This window comes from Burkholderia sp. Bp9015, from assembly GCF_003853505.1.
In the GTDB taxonomy this organism is placed as follows: domain Bacteria; phylum Pseudomonadota; class Gammaproteobacteria; order Burkholderiales; family Burkholderiaceae; genus Burkholderia.
Genome location: NZ_QTPZ01000017.1, coordinates 144,659 through 160,848, shown reverse-complemented (window position 1 = coordinate 160,848; position 16,190 = coordinate 144,659). Strand labels below are relative to the sequence as shown.

Genomic DNA, 16,190 nt, shown 5'->3' with positions numbered 1-16,190 from the left:
TGCCCCGCATCGATGCCGTGATACATCATCTGATCGTCCAGACGTCCGAGCCTGCGATTCAGGCCTTTGCACAGCCCGTCCTCCGACGCCTCGAACCATTCGCCTTCGGAATTCACCCCATGAACGAAGATCACGATACCGGGCAAGGGCATCTGCTTGAGACAGATGAGCGGCGTGTTCTTCGCGAACATCGTCACGCCTTCGACGCGGCCGACGACGATCGGCGGCGGTGCCGGCCGAGATGCGGGCGCGTCAGGCGCAGCCGCGTGCGCGACGGGTTCGTCATTGCGCGTGTTTGCTTCCGATCGAGGATCGAAAATTGAATCGGTCATCCAGACTCCTCAACATGCGGGATGCGTTCCACCGCCATCGGACCGACACGGAATGAAAAGATAAGTGTCCGAAGCAAGAGGGAAACGTGATCAGGCGGCGAGCATACTGAATCGGCGCGCATGAAAGACGCGGCCGCCCGAAAACTCCGCGCGGAGCCCGTGATAACGGACACGGATTGTCAGAATGTGTTTCAGGCCCGAATCGGTCGCATGGCTTCGCTGCTGACGTAGAGCGTGGCCTTGCGATTCGCTGTCGTCCGACAGGCGACCATCCGGCGAATCGGCCTCATGACACAGCTGCGCATGACATCGCGTCCGTACCTGGAAGCGCTCGAATCGCTATCGTCCGTATGTACGTGGCGATGCTGGCGAATTTGTATCGCACTGTATCTATCGAGGCTCCGGAAACATCGGATTGCACTGAAGGCGAGTTTTGGAAACATCCCGGATACGTGAGCCGGTTCTACTGTCGACATGCAGAAAACGTTCGGTGCCAAGCGTTCGCACCGGATGCCGAGTGATCGATACCCCACCTTCCTTCCAGGAGAAATCTCATGAAAGCCGCTCGAATCCTCGCAGTTGCCGTACTCGCTTCGATCCCCGTCTTGTCGTTCGCCGATGCCGGCCACGGCCTCACGCGCGCCGATGTGCGCGCCGACCTCGTCCGGCTCGAGCAGGCCGGCTACAACCCGGCCGGCAGCGACGCGCGTTACCCGGACGATATCGCCGCCGCACAGAACGTCATCGCGGCGCAGCAGGTCGCGCGCTCCGACCAGAATGGCCCGTCGAAGTCGCAGGACGACAACGTGGCTGCCGCGTCGGCGCCGGCCTCCCGCTACGCCGCGGCCGACCAGCGCGCCGCACGGAACGCGCGCACGGACGCTGACGATCTGTACGCGCACTCGTGATCCGCGGCCGCGCCCGGGAGACGAGCGGCGCGGCCGCATCGGAAACACTTCAGATGCACAACACGATGAAAAGGAGCATGACGATGGTCGGTTTGACGAAACGGGTTCTGGTGTCCGCGGCGGTGCTCGGCGGGCTGTTCGGTGCGGTCGCGGCGCAGGCGGCGCCCAAGGAAGACCTGAAGGGCACGAACGTCGTGCTGGTGCACGGCGCGTTCGCCGACGGGTCGAGCTGGAACCGCGTGATTCCGCTGCTCGAAGCGCGCGGCCTGCATGTCGTATCGGTGCAGAACCCGCTGAGCTCGCTCGCCGCCGACGCGGCCGCGACGAAGCGCGCGATCGACGAGCAGAAGGGGCCCGTCGTGCTGGTCGGCCATTCGTGGGCCGGTGTCGTGATCAGCGATGCGGGCAACGACGACAAGGTGAAGTCGCTCGTCTACGTCGCCGCGTTCGCGCCGGACAACGGCCAGTCGATCGCCGACGTCACGCAGGGGCTGCCGGCACCGTCGTGGGCCGGCGAGTTGCGCAACGATGCGGGCGGTTTCGCGACGCTGTCGGACAAGGCGATCGCACAGGATTTCGCGCCGGACCTGCCGCCCGCGCAGCAGCGCGTCGTCGCGGCGACGCAGGGGCCGTGGTACGGTGGCTGCATTTCGGAGAAGGTCGCGCAGGCCGCGTGGCATGCGAAGCCGTCGTCGTTCGTCGTCGCGACGCAGGACCGGATGATCGATCCGAAGCTGCAGGAGGCGATGGCGAAGCGGATCGGCGCGACGGTCACGCGTGTGAACGGCAGCCACGTCGCGATGCTGAGCCAGCCGAAAGCCGTGGCCGACGCGATCATCGCGGCCGCGGAACGTGCGAAGCAGGATGCGCAGTGAGTGAACCCGGCGATCAACGCGGTGGTCGAGCATCGCCCCGACGACGTGCGCCGGCAGGCCGACGAGGTGGATCGCGCGATTGCCCGCGGCGACGATCCGGGCCGCTGATGTGGTGACGGGCGTGGTGCGTCGGCGATGCACCGCGCCGGCCGCCTGCCGTTCGCCGATTCAATGAAGCGTGCGCCGTTCGACCCGGCGCACGATTCCATTGCGGATTCCATCACGACGTGCGGCGCGCGTCGCATGCGGCATCGTTCCCGGCTTCGCCGCCGCCGATCCTTTCAAAAACCTTCGATGCGCGACATCGAACGGCCGTCGCTCCCCGTCCTCCGCACGAATCCGCCCCAATTGCGCGCGTCTGCTATTGCATTTCACGCGCTGCTGATTAGGAAATGAATTTTTATTGGTTCTGCTTCCCCAAGCGCGCTCGCATAGTGGGGCTGACGGCTATAGACAGCACGCAAGCTGCACCGGCCGCATTCCCGGCATGTTTGATCATACGAATCTGCGAGAACAAGGAAGCGTGATGACGTTTGCATTGGAAGAACGAACCGCCGCCCAGCAGGCGCTCGAAGACGCCCGCGCGGCGGCCGCAGCGGCGGGCACGCCGTACGCGGGCGGCGTGGCGCCGGAAGCCGCGTGGGCGCTCTTTTCCGCCGGCGACGCGTTGCTGGTCGACGTGCGCACCGCGGAAGAACGGAAATTCGTCGGCCACGTGCCGGAGTCGCTGCACGTGCCGTGGGCGACCGGCACGAGCCTGACGCGCAACCCGCGCTTCGTGCGCGAACTGGAAGCGAAGACCGGCAAGGACGCGGTCGTGCTGTTGCTCTGCCGCAGCGGCAACCGCTCCGCGCAGGCAGCCGAGGCCGCGGCCAAAGGCGGCTTCACGCAGGTATTCAACGTGCTCGAAGGGTTCGAGGGCGACCTCGATGAACAGCAGCATCGCGGCGGCAGCAACGGCTGGCGCCATCGCGGCCTGCCGTGGGCGCAGGACTGAGTCACGGCCGTTACGGGGAGAAGTCAGCATGGCCGCATTCGATATCGACGACATCGTTCAGTCGCTCCAGACCGTGCGCCGCGCGTGGCGCGAGAAGCAGCGGCGCTCGCTCGAACCGGGCGGGCGCGACCTGCCGGCGCGCGAGGCGCTCGCACAGATCATCGGCGCACTCAAGGGCGTGCTGTTCCCGATGCGGCTCGGGCCGCCCGACCTGCGGCAGGAGAGCGAGAACTTCTATGTGGCTCACGCGCTCGACGCGGCGCTGAACGCGCTGCTTGCGCAGGTGACGCTCGAGCTGCGCTACGCGGCGCGGCAACGCAACGCCGACGCGCAGATCGACGAAGCGGCCGCCACGGCCGTGCAGGCCTTCGCGGCACGCCTGCCCGACATCCGCCGGCTGCTCGACAGCGACGTGCTGGCCGCGTTCCACGGCGATCCGGCGGCGGGCAGCGTCGACGAAGTGCTGCTGTGCTATCCCGGCATTCTCGCGATGATCCACCACCGGCTCGCGCACGAACTGTACCGGCTCGGGCTGCCGCTGCTCGCGCGGATCATCGCCGAGCAGGCGCATGCGGAAACCGGCATCGACATTCACCCGGGCGCGCGGATCGGCGGCGGCTTCTTCATCGACCACGGCACGGGCGTCGTGATCGGCGAGACCGCGATCATCGGCGAGCGCGTGCGCGTGTACCAGGCCGTCACGCTCGGCGCGAAGCGCTTCCCGCGCGATGCGGCCGGTCATCTGGAGAAGGGGCTCGCGCGCCATCCGATTGTCGAGGACGACGTGGTGATCTATGCGGGCGCAACGATCCTCGGCCGCGTGACGATCGGCCGCGGCGCGGTGATCGGCGGCAACGTGTGGCTCACGCAGGACGTGCCGGCGGGCGCGAACATCACGCAGGCCGTGCTGCGCAGCGAGGCGAATGCCGCGCCGCGCGCGCGGAGCGAGCCGGCCGAGCCGGTGCCCGACGCACAGGTAACGACATGAGCGACCTGATCCAGCACTTCGGCGCCAACGTGCGCAAGCTGCGCGAGGCGCGCACGTGGTCGCAGGAGCAGCTCGCCGAACACGCGGGGCTGAACCGCTCGTACGTCGGCGAGATCGAGCGCGGCGAGGCGATTGCCTCGATCGTCACCGCCGACAAGATCGCGCGCGCGTTCGACGTGTCGATCTCGACGCTGTTGCCCGGCGTGTCCGTCGCCTGACGCATTCCGCTTCCTTTCCCGTTCGGTGGTGCCGCGTGACGGCTATAGCATGTTGAGCCGGCAGGTGCGTGCTTCCGATAATCACCCAGCGTCATAAGCAATCCCGTTTTTCATCTTAAGAACCCGGAGCCACACATGTCGACCGTTGCAAGCGGCACGGCCGCGCTGAGCGATCACGCCGCCCGCCAACTAGCGAACGCTACCAAGACCGTCCCGCAGCTTTCCACGATTACGCCGCGCTGGCTGACCCATCTGCTGCAGTGGGTGCCGGTCGAGGCCGGCATCTACCGCCTGAACCAGGTGAAGAACCCGGAAGCCGTGCGCGCCGCGTGCACGCAGCTCGAGGACGAAAGCGTGCTGCCGCAGACCTTCGTGCCGTACGAGGAACAACCGCGCGAGTATTTCCTGAACGCGGTGAGCACGGTGCTCGACGTGCATACGCGGATCTCCGATCTCTATAGCAGTCCTCATGACCAGATCAAGGAACAGCTGCGCCTGACGATCGAGACGATCAAGGAACTGCAGGAAAGCCAGCTGATCAACAACCCGGACTACGGGCTGCTCGCGAACGTGACCGACGAACAGCGGATTTTCCCGCTGACGGGCGCGCCGACGCCGGACGACCTCGACGAACTGCTGACCAAGGTATGGAAGGAACCGGCGTTCTTCCTCACGCACCCGCTCGCGATCGCCGCGTTCGGCCGCGAATGCACGCGGCGCGGCGTGCCGCCGCCGACGGTCAGCCTGTTCGGCTCGCAGTTCCTCACGTGGCGCGGCATTCCGCTGATCCCGTCGGACAAGGTTCCGGTCGCGGACGGCAAGACCAAGATCCTGCTGCTGCGCGTCGGCGACAAGCGCCAGGGCGTGGTCGGCCTCTATCAGCCGGGCGTCGCGGGCGAGCAGGGGCCGGGCCTGTCGGTGCGCTTCATGGGGATCAACAACCAGGCGATCGCGTCGTACCTGATCTCGCTGTACTGCTCGCTCGCGGTCCATTCGCCGGATGCGCTGGCTGTCCTCGATGACGTCGAAATCGCCAAGTACCATGACTATCCCGACACCTACCGTTAATCCCGGCTCGGCCGGCAGCGACGCGCTCGCGTTGCCGCACGCGCCGCTGCCGGCCGGCCTGCCCGATCCGGCGGCGCTCGCGCGGCTCGCGTCCGAGTTCTTCGCGACGCCGCCCGGGCAGGCCACCGCGCCCGGGCTGTCGGCGGGCAGCGGGGCGGTCGGCGGCGTGCCGTCGGCGCTGCCGGCTGCCGCGCCGATCCTCGCGTCGGTGAGCAATCCGGCGCCGGGCGGCTCGCCGCTCGCGGGGCCGGGCGGCACGGGCACCGGCGTGCCGGGCCTCGCGCTGCCGCAAGGCAAGGCGCCCGGCACGAACCTCGCGCCGTCCGCGCCGACGCACGTGCTGTCGCTCGGCAATCGCGTGCCCGCGCTCGCGCCGCACGCGGCCGCGCAAAACGGGCTGCCCGACAACGCGGTGTCGATCGCGCCCGCGTTCGAGCCGCGCGTCGGCGGCGCGGCGCTCGGCGTGCCGCAGGCGCAGGCGGCGGTGTCGGAGGGCGCGGTGCAGGCCGCGCCGGCCGCGTCGCCGTTTTACTTCACCGACGGCTCGCGGCAGGGCTGGCAGGCGACGCCGCAGGACATCGTCGTGCCGTCGAACGGCCTCGCGTCGCCGGAAGCGTTCGGGCTGCCGGGGGACGATGCGCTGCGCGAACTGCTCGCCGTGCAGCGCGACGTGCCGGTGTCGCGCGCATCGGGCGGCGAGGTGCCGCGTTACTTCATCGACGATACGCGTGCGGCCGAGCCGCAAGGCCAGTTGTATCGCGGCGCACACCCGCCGTTCGACGTGAACGCGATCCGCCGCGACTTCCCGATCCTGCAGGAGCGCGTGAACGGCAAGCAGCTCGTCTGGTTCGACAACGCGGCGACGACGCACAAGCCGCAGGCCGTGATCGACCGACTCGCGTATTTCTATGCGCACGAGAACTCGAACATTCACCGGGCGGCACATGCATTGGCCGGCCGTGCGACGGATGCGTACGAGCATGCGCGGGAAACGGTGCAGCGCTTCATCGGAGCGTCGTCGCCGGACGAGATCGTGTTCGTGCGCGGCACCACCGAGGCGATCAACCTGATCGCGAAGTCGTGGGGCGTGCAGAACGTCGGCGAAGGCGACGAGATCATCGTGTCGAACCTCGAGCATCACGCGAACATCGTGCCGTGGCAGCAGCTTGCCGCGCTCAAGGGCGCGAAGCTGCGCGTGATTCCGGTCGACGATTCGGGGCAGGTGCTGCTCGACGAATACCGGAAGCTGCTCAACGACCGCACCAGGATCGTGTCCGTCACGCAGGTGTCGAATGCGCTCGGCACGGTCGTGCCGGTGAAGGAGATCGTCGATCTCGCGCATCGCGCGGGCGCGAAGGCGCTGGTCGACGGCGCGCAGTCGATCTCGCACATGCGCGTCGACGTGCAGGCGCTCGATGCGGATTTCTTCGTGTTCTCCGGGCACAAGATCTACGGGCCGACCGGCATCGGCGTCGTGTACGGCAAGCGCGCGATCCTCGACGACATGCCGCCCTGGCAGGGCGGCGGCAACATGATCGCGGACGTGACGTTCGAGCGCACGGTGTTCCAGCCGCCGCCGAACCGCTTCGAGGCCGGCACCGGCAACATCGCGGACGCGGTGGGGCTCGGCGCGGCGCTCGACTATGTGAACCGCGTCGGCATCGAGAACATCGCGCGTTACGAGCACGACCTGCTCGCGTATGCGACGAGCGTGCTCGCGCCGGTGCCGGGCGTGCGGCTCGTCGGCACCGCGCGCGACAAGGCGAGCGTGCTGTCGTTCGTGCTGAAGGGCTATGAGACCGAGGAAGTCGGGCAGGCGCTGAACGAAGAGGGCATCGCGGTGCGCTCGGGGCATCACTGCGCGCAGCCGATCCTGCGGCGCTTCGGGCTCGAGGCGACGGTGCGGCCGTCGCTGGCGTTCTACAACACGTGCGATGAGGTCGATGCGCTCGTGAGTGTCGTGAGAAGGCTGGCGGCACGGCGCTGAGGCGCGCGGCATGCGGAAAGGCCGCTTGCGACTCCCGGCAACGGGGCGTCGCAAGCGGCCTTTTTTCGTGGCGATGCGGCAGCGCGACGGCGCTCAGCGCCCGGCCAGCATGCGCCCGCCGAGCCCCATCAGCAGCAGCCCGGCCGTCGTGTCGAGCACGGCCTTGCGCCGGATCAGCAGCCGGCGCACCGACGGATGCGATGCGAGCAGCGCCATCGCGCAGTACCACGCGCCCGAAATCCCGATCGACAGCACGACGACCGTGAGATCGAGCCACACCGGCGTATGCGCCGGCACCATCAACGCGAAGATGCTGCCGTAGAACGCGACGGATTTCGGGTTCGTCATGCTGACCACGTAGCCCTTCTTCGCGGCCTGCCAGCCGGAGGACGCGGGCGGCGCGGACACGGCGAGCGGCTTGCGTGCGCTCAGCACCATCTTCAGGCCGAGCCAGATCAGGTACGTGGCGCCTGCCAGTCGCAGCGCGGTGTGCACCCAGGCGACGTGGGTCACGAGCAGGCCGAGGCCGGCAATCGCGATCGCGGCCCAGGTGCCCGATGCGGCGGCGAGGCCGAGCCCGGTCATCACGCCGGCGCGGCGCTGCGCGAGCGCGGTGGACGTGACGATCACGAAGTTCGGGCCGGGGCTGGCCACGCTGAGCAGCAGGACGCCGGCGAGCGGCAGCAGGGTGTTGATGGTGGTCGACATGGCGCGGGCGGCGAAGCGGCGGAAGGAGCGTTCATCTTACCCCGGCGTGCCGTCGATGGCGCCGCGCGGTCGCTTCGGCACCGGCCGGCGGGCGTGCGCCGCACGCCGCCGCCATTGTTGAGCGCGTTGGAAAGGTGCAATCCGGAATCGGCAATAGGTGTCGCGAATATGACCGATTATTCTCCCGAGCGCAGTACCGTCCGCCAGCCGCAAATGCTGTCGGACTGCTTACAAAATCAATCGCTCAGGGAGGCCTTTCATGAACCGCATCGTCGTATCCGGTGGTGTCGGCGCGGTGTTCGCCGTAGCAGCGGCATCACCCGCCTTTGCGCAGAGTTCCGTCACGTTGTATGGCCTCGTCGATACGGCGATCCGCTATCAGACGAACGCCGGCCCCGACGGCCGGGACCTGGTCGGCATGACGGTCGGCCCGGAAACGCACAGCCGCTGGGGCTTGCGTGGCAGCGAGGATCTCGGCGGCGGCCTTGCGGCGATCTTCCGTCTCGAGAACGGCTTCGAGCTCGGCGACGGCAGACTGCACGTCGCGAACACGCTGTTCAGCCGGCAGGCATACGTCGGCCTGGCGAGCGACCGGTACGGCTCGCTGACCTTCGGCAACCAGTACGCGCCGCTGTACGACACGATGGGCGACGTGTTCGACCCGATGACCGTCGGCGACTACTGGCAGGACAGCTGGGCGTACAACGGCATCGGCAACTACCTGACGGTGGCGAACTCGGTGAAGTACAAGTTCTCGACCAACGGCTTCAGCGTCGATGCGATCTACGGGTTCGGCAATCATGCCGGTGCAATGGGTCTCGACAGCACGTACGGTGTCGAGCTGACCTACGCGCAAGGGCCCGCGTCGATCAACGCCGGCTTCCAGCAGACCTCGGTATCGTCCGTGAACGGCAGCGCGGTCAACGGCGCGAAGGTGAACTTCCTGCACGTGAGCGGTGCGTACCAGGTCACGCCGTCCGTGCGCCTGCTGGCCGGCTGGCTGCACGGGCAGGACAAGACGGGTACGACCGACTTCAACATGCAGCAGGCCGGCGCGCCCACGCTCGGTGGCGGCAGCCCGAATCGTATCGACGATACGTTCTACGTCGGCGCGAACTGGCAGGCTACCGCGCCGCTGCTGATCACGGTGGCCGGCTATTACGGCCACGCGCGCAATGCGGAGCGGCTCGACGGCACGCTCGGCTCCGGGATCAACTACTCGGCGACCGTGCTGGCCGAATATGCGCTGTCGAAGCACACCGAGGTATACGGCACGGTCGATTTCGCGCGCGGCAACGGCGCGTTCGCGGCCGACTATCCGGGCGCCACCAACCGGCTCACCGGCAAGGTCGACCAGATCGGCAGGACCAACAACGTCGGGGCCGCGATCGGCCTGCGCCAGATGTTCTGACGACGGCGCGCGCGGCGTTCACGCATGAAAAAACGCGTGGCGACCGGTGCCGCCACGCGTCGTGGATCGAAACGCGGTTGCCCGGTTCGGGCGGCCGCGCACAGCGATGTCAGAAATCGAACCCGGGCCCGCCCGCACCCGGCCCGCCCGGCACCGCGGCCGGCGCCGCATCCTTCGGCGCTTCGAACACGGTCGCGTCGGTCGTCAGCAGCAGCCCCGCGACCGATGCCGCGTTCTGCAGCGCCGTGCGCGTGACCTTGGTCGGATCGAGCACGCCCGACTCGACGAGGTCGCCGTATTCGCCCGTCTGCGCGTTGTAGCCGAAGTTGCCCGTGCCTTCCGCGACCTTCGCGACGACCACGCTCGCTTCCTCGCCCGCGTTCGTGACGATCTGGCGCAGCGGTTCCTCGAGCGCGCGCAGCACGATCTTGACGCCCGCATCCTGGTCGGCGTTCGCGCCCTTGAGTGCGCGGATCGCCTGCCGCACGCGGATCAGCGCGACGCCGCCGCCCGGCACGATGCCTTCCTCGACGGCCGCGCGCGTCGCGTGCAGCGCGTCGTCGACGCGGTCCTTCTTCTCCTTCACTTCGATCTCGGTCGCGCCGCCGACCTTGATCACGGCGACGCCGCCCGCGAGCTTGGCCACGCGTTCCTGCAGCTTTTCACGATCGTAGTCGGAGGTCGCTTCCTCGATCTGCACGCGGATCTGCTTCACGCGGGCCTCGATGTTCTTCGCGTCGCCCGCGCCGTCGATCACGGTCGTGTTTTCCTTGCCGACCTCGATGCGCTTGGCCTGGCCGAGTTCGGCGAGCGTCGCCTTCTCGAGCGTGAGGCCCGTTTCCTCGGCGACGACCTGGCCGCCGGTCAGGATCGCGATGTCTTCCAGCAGCGCCTTGCGGCGATCGCCGAAGCCCGGCGCCTTGACCGCGACCGTCTTCAGGATGCCGCGGATGTTGTTCACGACCAGCGTCGCGAGCGCTTCGCCTTCGACGTCTTCCGCGATGATCAGCAGCGGCCGGCCCGACTTCGCGACCTGCTCCAGCACCGGCAGCAGGTCGCGGATGTTCGAGATCTTCTTGTCGTGCAGCAGGATGTACGGGTTCTCGATCTCGGCGATCTGCTTGTCGGCGTTGTTGATGAAGTACGGCGACAGGTAGCCGCGGTCGAACTGCAGCCCTTCGACGACGTCGAGCTCGTCGGCGAGCGACTTGCCGTCCTCGACGGTGATCACGCCTTCCTTGCCGACGCGGTCGATCGCCTCGGCGATGCGCTGGCCGATCGATTCCTCGCCGTTCGCGGAGATCGTCGCGACCTGCGCGATTTCCTTGCTGGTGGTGGTCGGCTTGCTGATCTTCTTCAGCTCGTCGACGGCCGCTGCCACCGCCTTGTCGATGCCGCGCTTCAGGTCGAGCGGGTTGAGCCCGGCCGCGACGTATTTCTGGCCTTCACGCACGATCGCCTGCGCGAGCACGGTGGCCGTCGTCGTGCCGTCGCCGGCGGCGTCGCTGGTGCGCGACGCGACTTCCTTCACGAGCTGCGCGCCGATGTTCTGCAGCTTGTCCGCGAGTTCGATTTCCTTCGCGACCGACACGCCGTCCTTGGTGACGACGGGCGCGCCGAAGCTGCGTTCGAGCACGACGTTGCGGCCCTTCGGCCCGAGCGTGACCTTCACCGCGTTCGCGAGAATGTTGACGCCTTCGGTCAGCTTCGCACGTGCGACGTCGCTGAAAATGATTTCCTTCGCTGCCATGATTTGCACTCCGTTATTGATTGACGACCGCGACGATGTCTTCCTCGCGCAGCACGAGGAATTCATTGCCGTCCACCTTGACCGCCTGGCCCGCGTACTTGCCGAACAGCACGCGTTCGCCGACCTGCAGGTCGGGCACGATGCGCTGGCCGTCCGCGTCCTTGCGGCCGGGGCCGACGGCAATCACTTCGCCCTGGTCGGGCTTTTCCGCGGCGCTGTCGGGGATCACGATGCCCGAGGCGGTGGTGGTTTCCTGGTCGAGTCGCTTCACGATGACCCGGTCGTGCAAGGGGCGTAGGCTCATCTGTCCGTCCTGTTCTGTTGTGTCGAAATTGGCTGGCACTCTTTAGCAGAGAGTGCTGACGAGTATAAAAACGCGCGACGGCGCGATCCAATAACGGATTCCGAAATGCATTTGCGTGCAGGCGCTATGGACGCGCCTGCCGCGACGATGCAGCCCATGCGTCGATTCCGGGAAAGCATTCGCGCCGTCATGCAAAGCACGTGCTGCCGGCTATTGCGCGTCGGCCTGCTGCGCGGCCGGCGTGCAAACCGGGCGGATCGTCGCGCCGGCGAGCACGCGCTTCACGAACGGAATCGAGTCGGCAAGCGATGCGTTGACGGTGCCGTTGTGTTCGCGGCCCGCATACAGGTGCGCCTCGACCGTCGTGCCCGCCGCGCACGCATCCTTCGCGAGCGCGAGCTCGAGCGGTGCGAGCCCGTCGTCCGCGCCCGCGCCGATGAAGACGGGCGTGGCGATCTTCAGCGTCGGATATTTCAGGTATTCGTCCCACCACGCCTTCAGACGCGCATCGCCGCCCGGCTTCACGGCGTTCGCGTGGGTGAGGTGCGCGAGCGCCGCATCGTCCTCGAGCGACGCGAGGCAACCGATGCGCGCCTGTTCGAGGATCGGCATCGCGGTGTCGGTCAGCACTTCGTCCGCGCGCAGCGACGGGTCGATCTGCTGCGCGGACAGCACCGAGTAGAACTGATACGCGAGCGTAGGATCGACGCGCTCGGGATCGCGCCGGTATGCGGTTTCGAACTTCGGGAGCGACGCGAGCGTGGCGCGCGACGCGTTGTAGATCGTCCCGGTCGCGACGGTCGCGCGGATCGCGAGCTCCGGTGCATAGACGGGTGCGTAGCCGGCCGCCGCGAATACGGCCGAGCCGCCCTGCGACTGGCCGACGAGCACGACTTCGTTCGCGAGGCCCGGCACGCCGCCCAGCACCGCACGCACGCTGTCGAGCAGCGTGTAGCTGTTCGAGCGGTTGTTGAGCTGCGGATTCGGGCCGGGTGTGCCGAGCCCCTGATAGTCGGTCGCGACGACCGCGAATCCTTGTTGAAGCCATGCGTTCAGGTAGCGCACGTCGCGATACGAGCGGCCGAACCACGACGGCGCGCAGATGTCGGCCATCCCGAATGTGCCGTGTGCCCACGCGACGATCGGCCAGCCGCCGGCCGGCGGCGTACCGCGCGGCACGAACAGCGCGCCCGATACGGCGATCGGCGCGCGGCCGCCGACGCCGTCGGTCGACGCATACAGGATGCGCAGTTGCCGTCCGGCGCTCGCGAGCCCGAGCGTCGCGGGCAGTGCTTCGGTGCGCAGCAGCACGCCGGGCGTCGCCGGAACGTCGCGGTCCCACGTGTAGAACGCGGATACGCGACCGTCGCCCTGCAACGGATCGGGCGCGGGAACGCGGCCGGGCGAAGCCGCATGCGAAACGAGGGACGGCACGGCGAGCGCCGAAACCAGCAGCGTGCGCGCAGCGAAGCCGCGCAGGGGGAGGAGCGTCATGGTCGGATGGAGGTCGGTGAGATCGGATCGGACGCGCCGGGCATTGCCCGGCGCGGGCCGACCACGACGCAAGTTTTGAACCAGCGCGGGGGCAGCGCGGGCGCAGCGCGAGTGCAGCGCGAGTGCAGCGCGTGAGCGGCACGCGCGGCGTGCGGCACGACGGGGAAACGCCCGCGCGCGGCGCGCGCAGGCGCCGGCTGCGTCTCGCGCAGCAATCCGGGCTCGCCGGTTGTTGCTCCCGCAACAGATGCCGACACACGGATCGCGCCGCGCGGTTCGTCCACGGCGCGCACACGGCACGTGCGCGCGGTGGCGCACGCATGCGACGCTCGCGTGCCCGGCTGGCACGATTGCTGCTGATCCGGTTGCCGTGCGTCGCGGCGTTGCGACGCGAGCCCATCCGTCCACCCGATCAAGGAAACCGTACTCATGTCCGTCACCCAAGCCATCGACAGCGGCGAACTCGTGGCATTCGTCGAGCGCGCCGCGCGCGAATTCGCGCAGGCCGCGCGCGTGCTGAAGGAAACGCGCACGCTGTCCGCCACCAACACGTTCCAGGCGTTTCAACGCGTGCCGGGCACGGAACTCGTCGTCGCGCTGTCGGCGCCGAGCCCGTGGGCTGCGTCTCAGGAGATCCAGCCGGTCGTCGTGACGCTCGACGGCGACGTGCTGCACGGCGATGCGCGCGCGGGCGCCAACGGGCCGCGTTATGCGGGCGTATTCCGCGAGGTACCGGAAGTCGACGTCGTGATTCACGTGCACGGCCCGTACCTCGGCGCGTGGGCGAGCGCGCATCGTCCGCTGCCGATCCGCTATGCGCCGGCCGCGCGCTACACAAGGGCCCGCGAGATTCCGGTCTACGTCGATCGCCGTCCCGGCGAACCGCGCTTCATCGTCGACACGATCCGGCGCGACCCCGAAGTCCCGGCGATCATCGAGGCGAACGGCGGCGCGACGTTCTGGGGCAAGTCGATTCTCGACGTGTCGAAGTACATCCTGATCCTCGAGGAAGCCGCGTATTTCCAGGCGCTCGCGGAACCGCTCGGCGGCTCGCTCGAATTCGGCCCGGGCGCGCTCGAGCAGCAATGGAAGATGACCGGCCTCGCGTGACGCCGCGCCGCGGGCGGCGCAATCCGGCCGCCGTCATACCGATAGCTCGATGAATTGGTTCCTGGCCGGCGCGCGCCTTGCTATCGTCGAACCTCTCCCGTTCAACACGCCGGTCGTGCCATGGCCATCTTCAGCTTGCCGGACCCGACTTCGCATGCGATCACGATCCGTGCGAAGGCACTGACGTTCGACGATCCCAAATCGCGGGTGCTGCTCGAACGCATCCAGCTCGTCGCGCCGAGCGATGCGACGGTGCTCGTCACCGGCGAGAGCGGCACCGGCAAGGAGCTGATCGCGCGCCTCGTGCATTCGTTGAGCGAGCGCCGCGACGGCCCGTTCGTCGCGGTCAACTGCGGTGCGTTCTCCGAGACGCTGATCGAAAGCGAGCTGTTCGGCCACGAGCGCGGCGCGTTTACCGGCGCGATCAACAGCCAGCCAGGCTGGTTCGAATCCGCGAATCGCGGCACGCTGTTTCTCGATGAAGTGGGCGACCTGCCGCTGTCCGCGCAGGTCAAGCTGCTTCGCGTGCTGCAGGAGCGCGAGGTGACGCCGGTCGGCTCGCGCAAGACCGTGAAGATCGACGTGCGGCTCGTCGCGGCCACCAACGTGAATCTCGAAGCCGCGGTGCGCGCGGGCAATTTCCGCGAGGACCTGTACTACCGGCTCAACGTCGTGAAGCTGAGCCTGCTGCCGCTACGCGAGCGGCCCGGCGACATCGCGCCGCTGATCGAACACTTCATCGACACCTACGCGAAGCGGCTGCGCGTGGCCGCGCCGACGCTGACCGACGCCGCACGCGCACGGCTGCACACGCACGCGTGGCCCGGCAACATCCGCGAACTCGAGAACGTGATCCATCATGCGGTGCTGATCTGCGCGGGCGGCGCGATCGACGTCGGCGACCTGCAGTTCTCGGCGCTGTCGCTCGCGCCCGACATGGCCGATTCACCGGGCGCGGCCGCCGCACCGCCGCGCCGTGCGCGCGACGTCGCCGAAGCGACCGACGCGCTGCGTCACGCGGTGATCGAGCTGCTGGATCTCGGCACGCCGGCGCTGTGGCAGCACATCGAGGACACCGTCTACCGCAGCGTGTTCGACTACAGCGAGCACAACCAGCTGCGCATGTCGCGCCTGCTCGATCAATCGCGCAACATCGTGCGCGCACGGCTCGCGCAGCTCGGCATCCTGAAGCCGCGCGATGCGGGTGGAGCGGGCGATGCGGGCGACGCCGACGCGCGGCTGCGCCGTCAGGCGTGATCGCGCCAGCGCAGCGCGCGCTGTGCGACCCGCTCGCATACCGCGCTCATCCCGACGGCCAGCGCCGTCACGCCCAGCACGCACACCAGTAGCACGTCGGCGCGCGCACCGGCCTGCGCGTTCTGCATCAGGCTGCCGACGCCGGCCCCCGTGTTGAACAGCAGCTCGCTGCTGGTCGCGGTGATCCACGCGAACGGCACGGCCTGCAGCACGCCCGCGAACAGGTCGGGCAATGCGCCCGGAATCAGCACGTCGCGCCACAAGCCGATCCGGCTCAGGCGATACGACCGCGCGAGTTCGACGTAGCGCGGATCGACGCGGCGCAGCCCGTCGAAGCTGGCGGTGGTCATCGGGTAGAACGCGGCGAGCGCGATGATGAACACCTTCGCGAATTCGCCGGTGCCGGCCCACAGGCTCAGCAGCGGAATCAGTCCGAGCAGCGGCACGTAGCGCAGTGCCTGGAAGGCCGGCTCGGCGAGCTTGCGCGCGAGCGGCGAACGCGCCATCGACGCACCGAACACGAGCCCGAACGCGACGCCGACTCCGAGCCCGAGCGTCGTGCGGCGCAGGCTCGCGCCGAGATCGGTCGCGAGTTCACCGCTGCGTGCGAGTTCGAGCAGCGCGGCGCCGACCTGCTGCAACGGCACGAACGCGTATTGATGAGCCGCGTCGCCGGACGACGCGTATTGCCATGCGGCAACCAGCAGGGCCGGCACGACGAAGCCGCGCGCGCGGCGGCGCAGCGGGGCGAACGAGAAAGCGCGGGTAGCGAAGGTCATGCCG

General features: G+C 68.3%; 15 protein-coding genes and 1 pseudogene. 10 read left to right on the top strand and 6 right to left on the bottom strand.

Annotation, left to right across the window (positions count from 1 at the left end):
* Positions 1-332 (bottom strand): annotated as a pseudogene (locus DIE12_RS38130) (hypothetical protein); the annotation flags it as partial.
* A gap of 554 nt (positions 333-886) precedes the next feature.
* Between DIE12_RS38130 and DIE12_RS19860 the strand changes: the two are divergent.
* From DIE12_RS19860 to DIE12_RS19830, 7 genes are all read left to right on the top strand, one after another.
* Entirely contained in the window at positions 887-1,240 is a 354-nt protein-coding gene (locus DIE12_RS19860) for a DUF4148 domain-containing protein (RefSeq protein ID WP_124487737.1), read from the top strand.
* Positions 1,241-1,323: 83 nt separating this feature from the next.
* Positions 1,324-2,115: an alpha/beta fold hydrolase gene (locus DIE12_RS19855; RefSeq protein ID WP_124520422.1), complete on the top strand. Its 792-nt coding sequence runs from the start codon at positions 1,324-1,326 to the stop codon at positions 2,113-2,115.
* 526 nt (positions 2,116-2,641) lie between these two features.
* A complete protein-coding gene (locus DIE12_RS19850) occupies positions 2,642-3,112 on the top strand; it encodes a rhodanese-like domain-containing protein (RefSeq protein ID WP_044849009.1) in 471 nt (156 codons plus the stop codon).
* A 28-nt stretch (positions 3,113-3,140) separates the two neighbouring features.
* A complete protein-coding gene (gene epsC, locus DIE12_RS19845) occupies positions 3,141-4,100 on the top strand; it encodes a serine O-acetyltransferase EpsC (protein ID WP_044849008.1) in 960 nt (319 codons plus the stop codon).
* Complete coding sequence (locus tag DIE12_RS19840; RefSeq protein ID WP_044849007.1) at positions 4,097-4,318, top strand: helix-turn-helix domain-containing protein; 222 nt, start codon at positions 4,097-4,099, stop codon at positions 4,316-4,318. The genes epsC and DIE12_RS19840 overlap by 4 nt, the downstream gene beginning before the upstream one ends.
* Positions 4,319-4,453: 135 nt before the next feature.
* Positions 4,454-5,386 carry a family 2A encapsulin nanocompartment shell protein gene (locus DIE12_RS19835; protein WP_034205507.1) on the top strand — a complete coding sequence of 311 codons (933 nt, stop codon included), beginning with the start codon at positions 4,454-4,456 and terminating at the stop codon, positions 5,384-5,386.
* Positions 5,361-7,373: a family 2A encapsulin nanocompartment cargo protein cysteine desulfurase gene (locus DIE12_RS19830; protein ID WP_124520408.1), complete on the top strand. Its 2,013-nt coding sequence runs from the start codon at positions 5,361-5,363 to the stop codon at positions 7,371-7,373. The genes DIE12_RS19835 and DIE12_RS19830 overlap by 26 nt, the downstream gene beginning before the upstream one ends.
* Before the next feature lie 93 nt (positions 7,374-7,466).
* On the opposite strand, the gene DIE12_RS19825 is transcribed toward DIE12_RS19830, so the two are convergent.
* The gene (locus tag DIE12_RS19825; protein ID WP_044847315.1) at positions 7,467-8,081 is read right to left on the bottom strand and encodes a LysE family translocator; all 615 of its coding nucleotides are present in this window, start codon (positions 8,079-8,081) and stop codon (positions 7,467-7,469) included.
* 259 nt (positions 8,082-8,340) lie between these two features.
* On the opposite strand from DIE12_RS19825, the gene DIE12_RS19820 reads away from it, so the two are divergent.
* Complete coding sequence (locus DIE12_RS19820; RefSeq protein ID WP_044847314.1) at positions 8,341-9,492, top strand: porin; 1,152 nt, start codon at positions 8,341-8,343, stop codon at positions 9,490-9,492.
* Between the two features lie 109 nt (positions 9,493-9,601).
* Here the strand turns inward: DIE12_RS19820 and groL are convergent, their stop codons facing one another.
* The 3 genes from groL to DIE12_RS19805 all read right to left on the bottom strand — a co-directional run bounded on the left by groL (position 9,602) and on the right by DIE12_RS19805 (position 13,040).
* Entirely contained in the window at positions 9,602-11,242 is a 1,641-nt protein-coding gene (groL, locus tag DIE12_RS19815; RefSeq protein WP_044847313.1) for a chaperonin GroEL, read from the bottom strand.
* A gap of 13 nt (positions 11,243-11,255) precedes the next feature.
* Positions 11,256-11,546 (bottom strand): co-chaperone GroES, encoded by a 291-nt coding sequence (locus DIE12_RS19810; protein WP_011356207.1) that lies wholly within the window; start codon positions 11,544-11,546, stop codon positions 11,256-11,258.
* 210 nt (positions 11,547-11,756) lie between these two features.
* Positions 11,757-13,040, bottom strand: coding sequence for an alpha/beta fold hydrolase (locus tag DIE12_RS19805; protein ID WP_124520407.1), 1,284 nt, complete (start codon positions 13,038-13,040; stop codon positions 11,757-11,759).
* Between the two features lie 429 nt (positions 13,041-13,469).
* Between DIE12_RS19805 and DIE12_RS19800 the strand changes: the two genes are divergently transcribed.
* Both DIE12_RS19800 and DIE12_RS19795 read left to right on the top strand, forming a co-directional pair.
* Positions 13,470-14,150 (top strand): class II aldolase/adducin family protein, encoded by a 681-nt coding sequence (locus tag DIE12_RS19800; RefSeq protein WP_044847311.1) that lies wholly within the window; start codon positions 13,470-13,472, stop codon positions 14,148-14,150.
* Between the two features lie 120 nt (positions 14,151-14,270).
* The gene (locus DIE12_RS19795) at positions 14,271-15,407 is read left to right on the top strand and encodes a sigma-54-dependent Fis family transcriptional regulator (RefSeq protein ID WP_124520406.1); all 1,137 of its coding nucleotides are present in this window, start codon (positions 14,271-14,273) and stop codon (positions 15,405-15,407) included.
* Here DIE12_RS19795 and DIE12_RS19790 read toward each other — a convergent pair.
* Positions 15,398-16,186, bottom strand: a complete 789-nt coding sequence (locus DIE12_RS19790) for an ABC transporter permease (protein WP_124520405.1) — start codon at positions 16,184-16,186, stop codon at positions 15,398-15,400. The genes DIE12_RS19795 and DIE12_RS19790 overlap by 10 nt on opposite strands.
* Positions 16,187-16,190: the final 4 nt, after the last annotated feature.

Coding starts and splice junctions, on each gene's coding strand:
- DIE12_RS19860 (WP_124487737.1), top strand. CDS start 887: ATGAAAGCCGCTCGAATCCTCGCAGTTGCCGTACTCGCTTCGATCCCC.
- DIE12_RS19855 (WP_124520422.1), top strand. CDS start 1,324: ATGGTCGGTTTGACGAAACGGGTTCTGGTGTCCGCGGCGGTGCTCGGC.
- DIE12_RS19850 (WP_044849009.1), top strand. CDS start 2,642: ATGACGTTTGCATTGGAAGAACGAACCGCCGCCCAGCAGGCGCTCGAA.
- epsC (WP_044849008.1), top strand. CDS start 3,141: ATGGCCGCATTCGATATCGACGACATCGTTCAGTCGCTCCAGACCGTG.
- DIE12_RS19840 (WP_044849007.1), top strand. CDS start 4,097: ATGAGCGACCTGATCCAGCACTTCGGCGCCAACGTGCGCAAGCTGCGC.
- DIE12_RS19835 (WP_034205507.1), top strand. CDS start 4,454: ATGTCGACCGTTGCAAGCGGCACGGCCGCGCTGAGCGATCACGCCGCC.
- DIE12_RS19830 (WP_124520408.1), top strand. CDS start 5,361: ATGACTATCCCGACACCTACCGTTAATCCCGGCTCGGCCGGCAGCGAC.
- DIE12_RS19825 (WP_044847315.1), bottom strand. CDS start 8,081: ATGTCGACCACCATCAACACCCTGCTGCCGCTCGCCGGCGTCCTGCTG.
- DIE12_RS19820 (WP_044847314.1), top strand. CDS start 8,341: ATGAACCGCATCGTCGTATCCGGTGGTGTCGGCGCGGTGTTCGCCGTA.
- groL (WP_044847313.1), bottom strand. CDS start 11,242: ATGGCAGCGAAGGAAATCATTTTCAGCGACGTCGCACGTGCGAAGCTG.
- DIE12_RS19810 (WP_011356207.1), bottom strand. CDS start 11,546: ATGAGCCTACGCCCCTTGCACGACCGGGTCATCGTGAAGCGACTCGAC.
- DIE12_RS19805 (WP_124520407.1), bottom strand. CDS start 13,040: ATGACGCTCCTCCCCCTGCGCGGCTTCGCTGCGCGCACGCTGCTGGTT.
- DIE12_RS19800 (WP_044847311.1), top strand. CDS start 13,470: ATGTCCGTCACCCAAGCCATCGACAGCGGCGAACTCGTGGCATTCGTC.
- DIE12_RS19795 (WP_124520406.1), top strand. CDS start 14,271: ATGGCCATCTTCAGCTTGCCGGACCCGACTTCGCATGCGATCACGATC.
- DIE12_RS19790 (WP_124520405.1), bottom strand. CDS start 16,186: ATGACCTTCGCTACCCGCGCTTTCTCGTTCGCCCCGCTGCGCCGCCGC.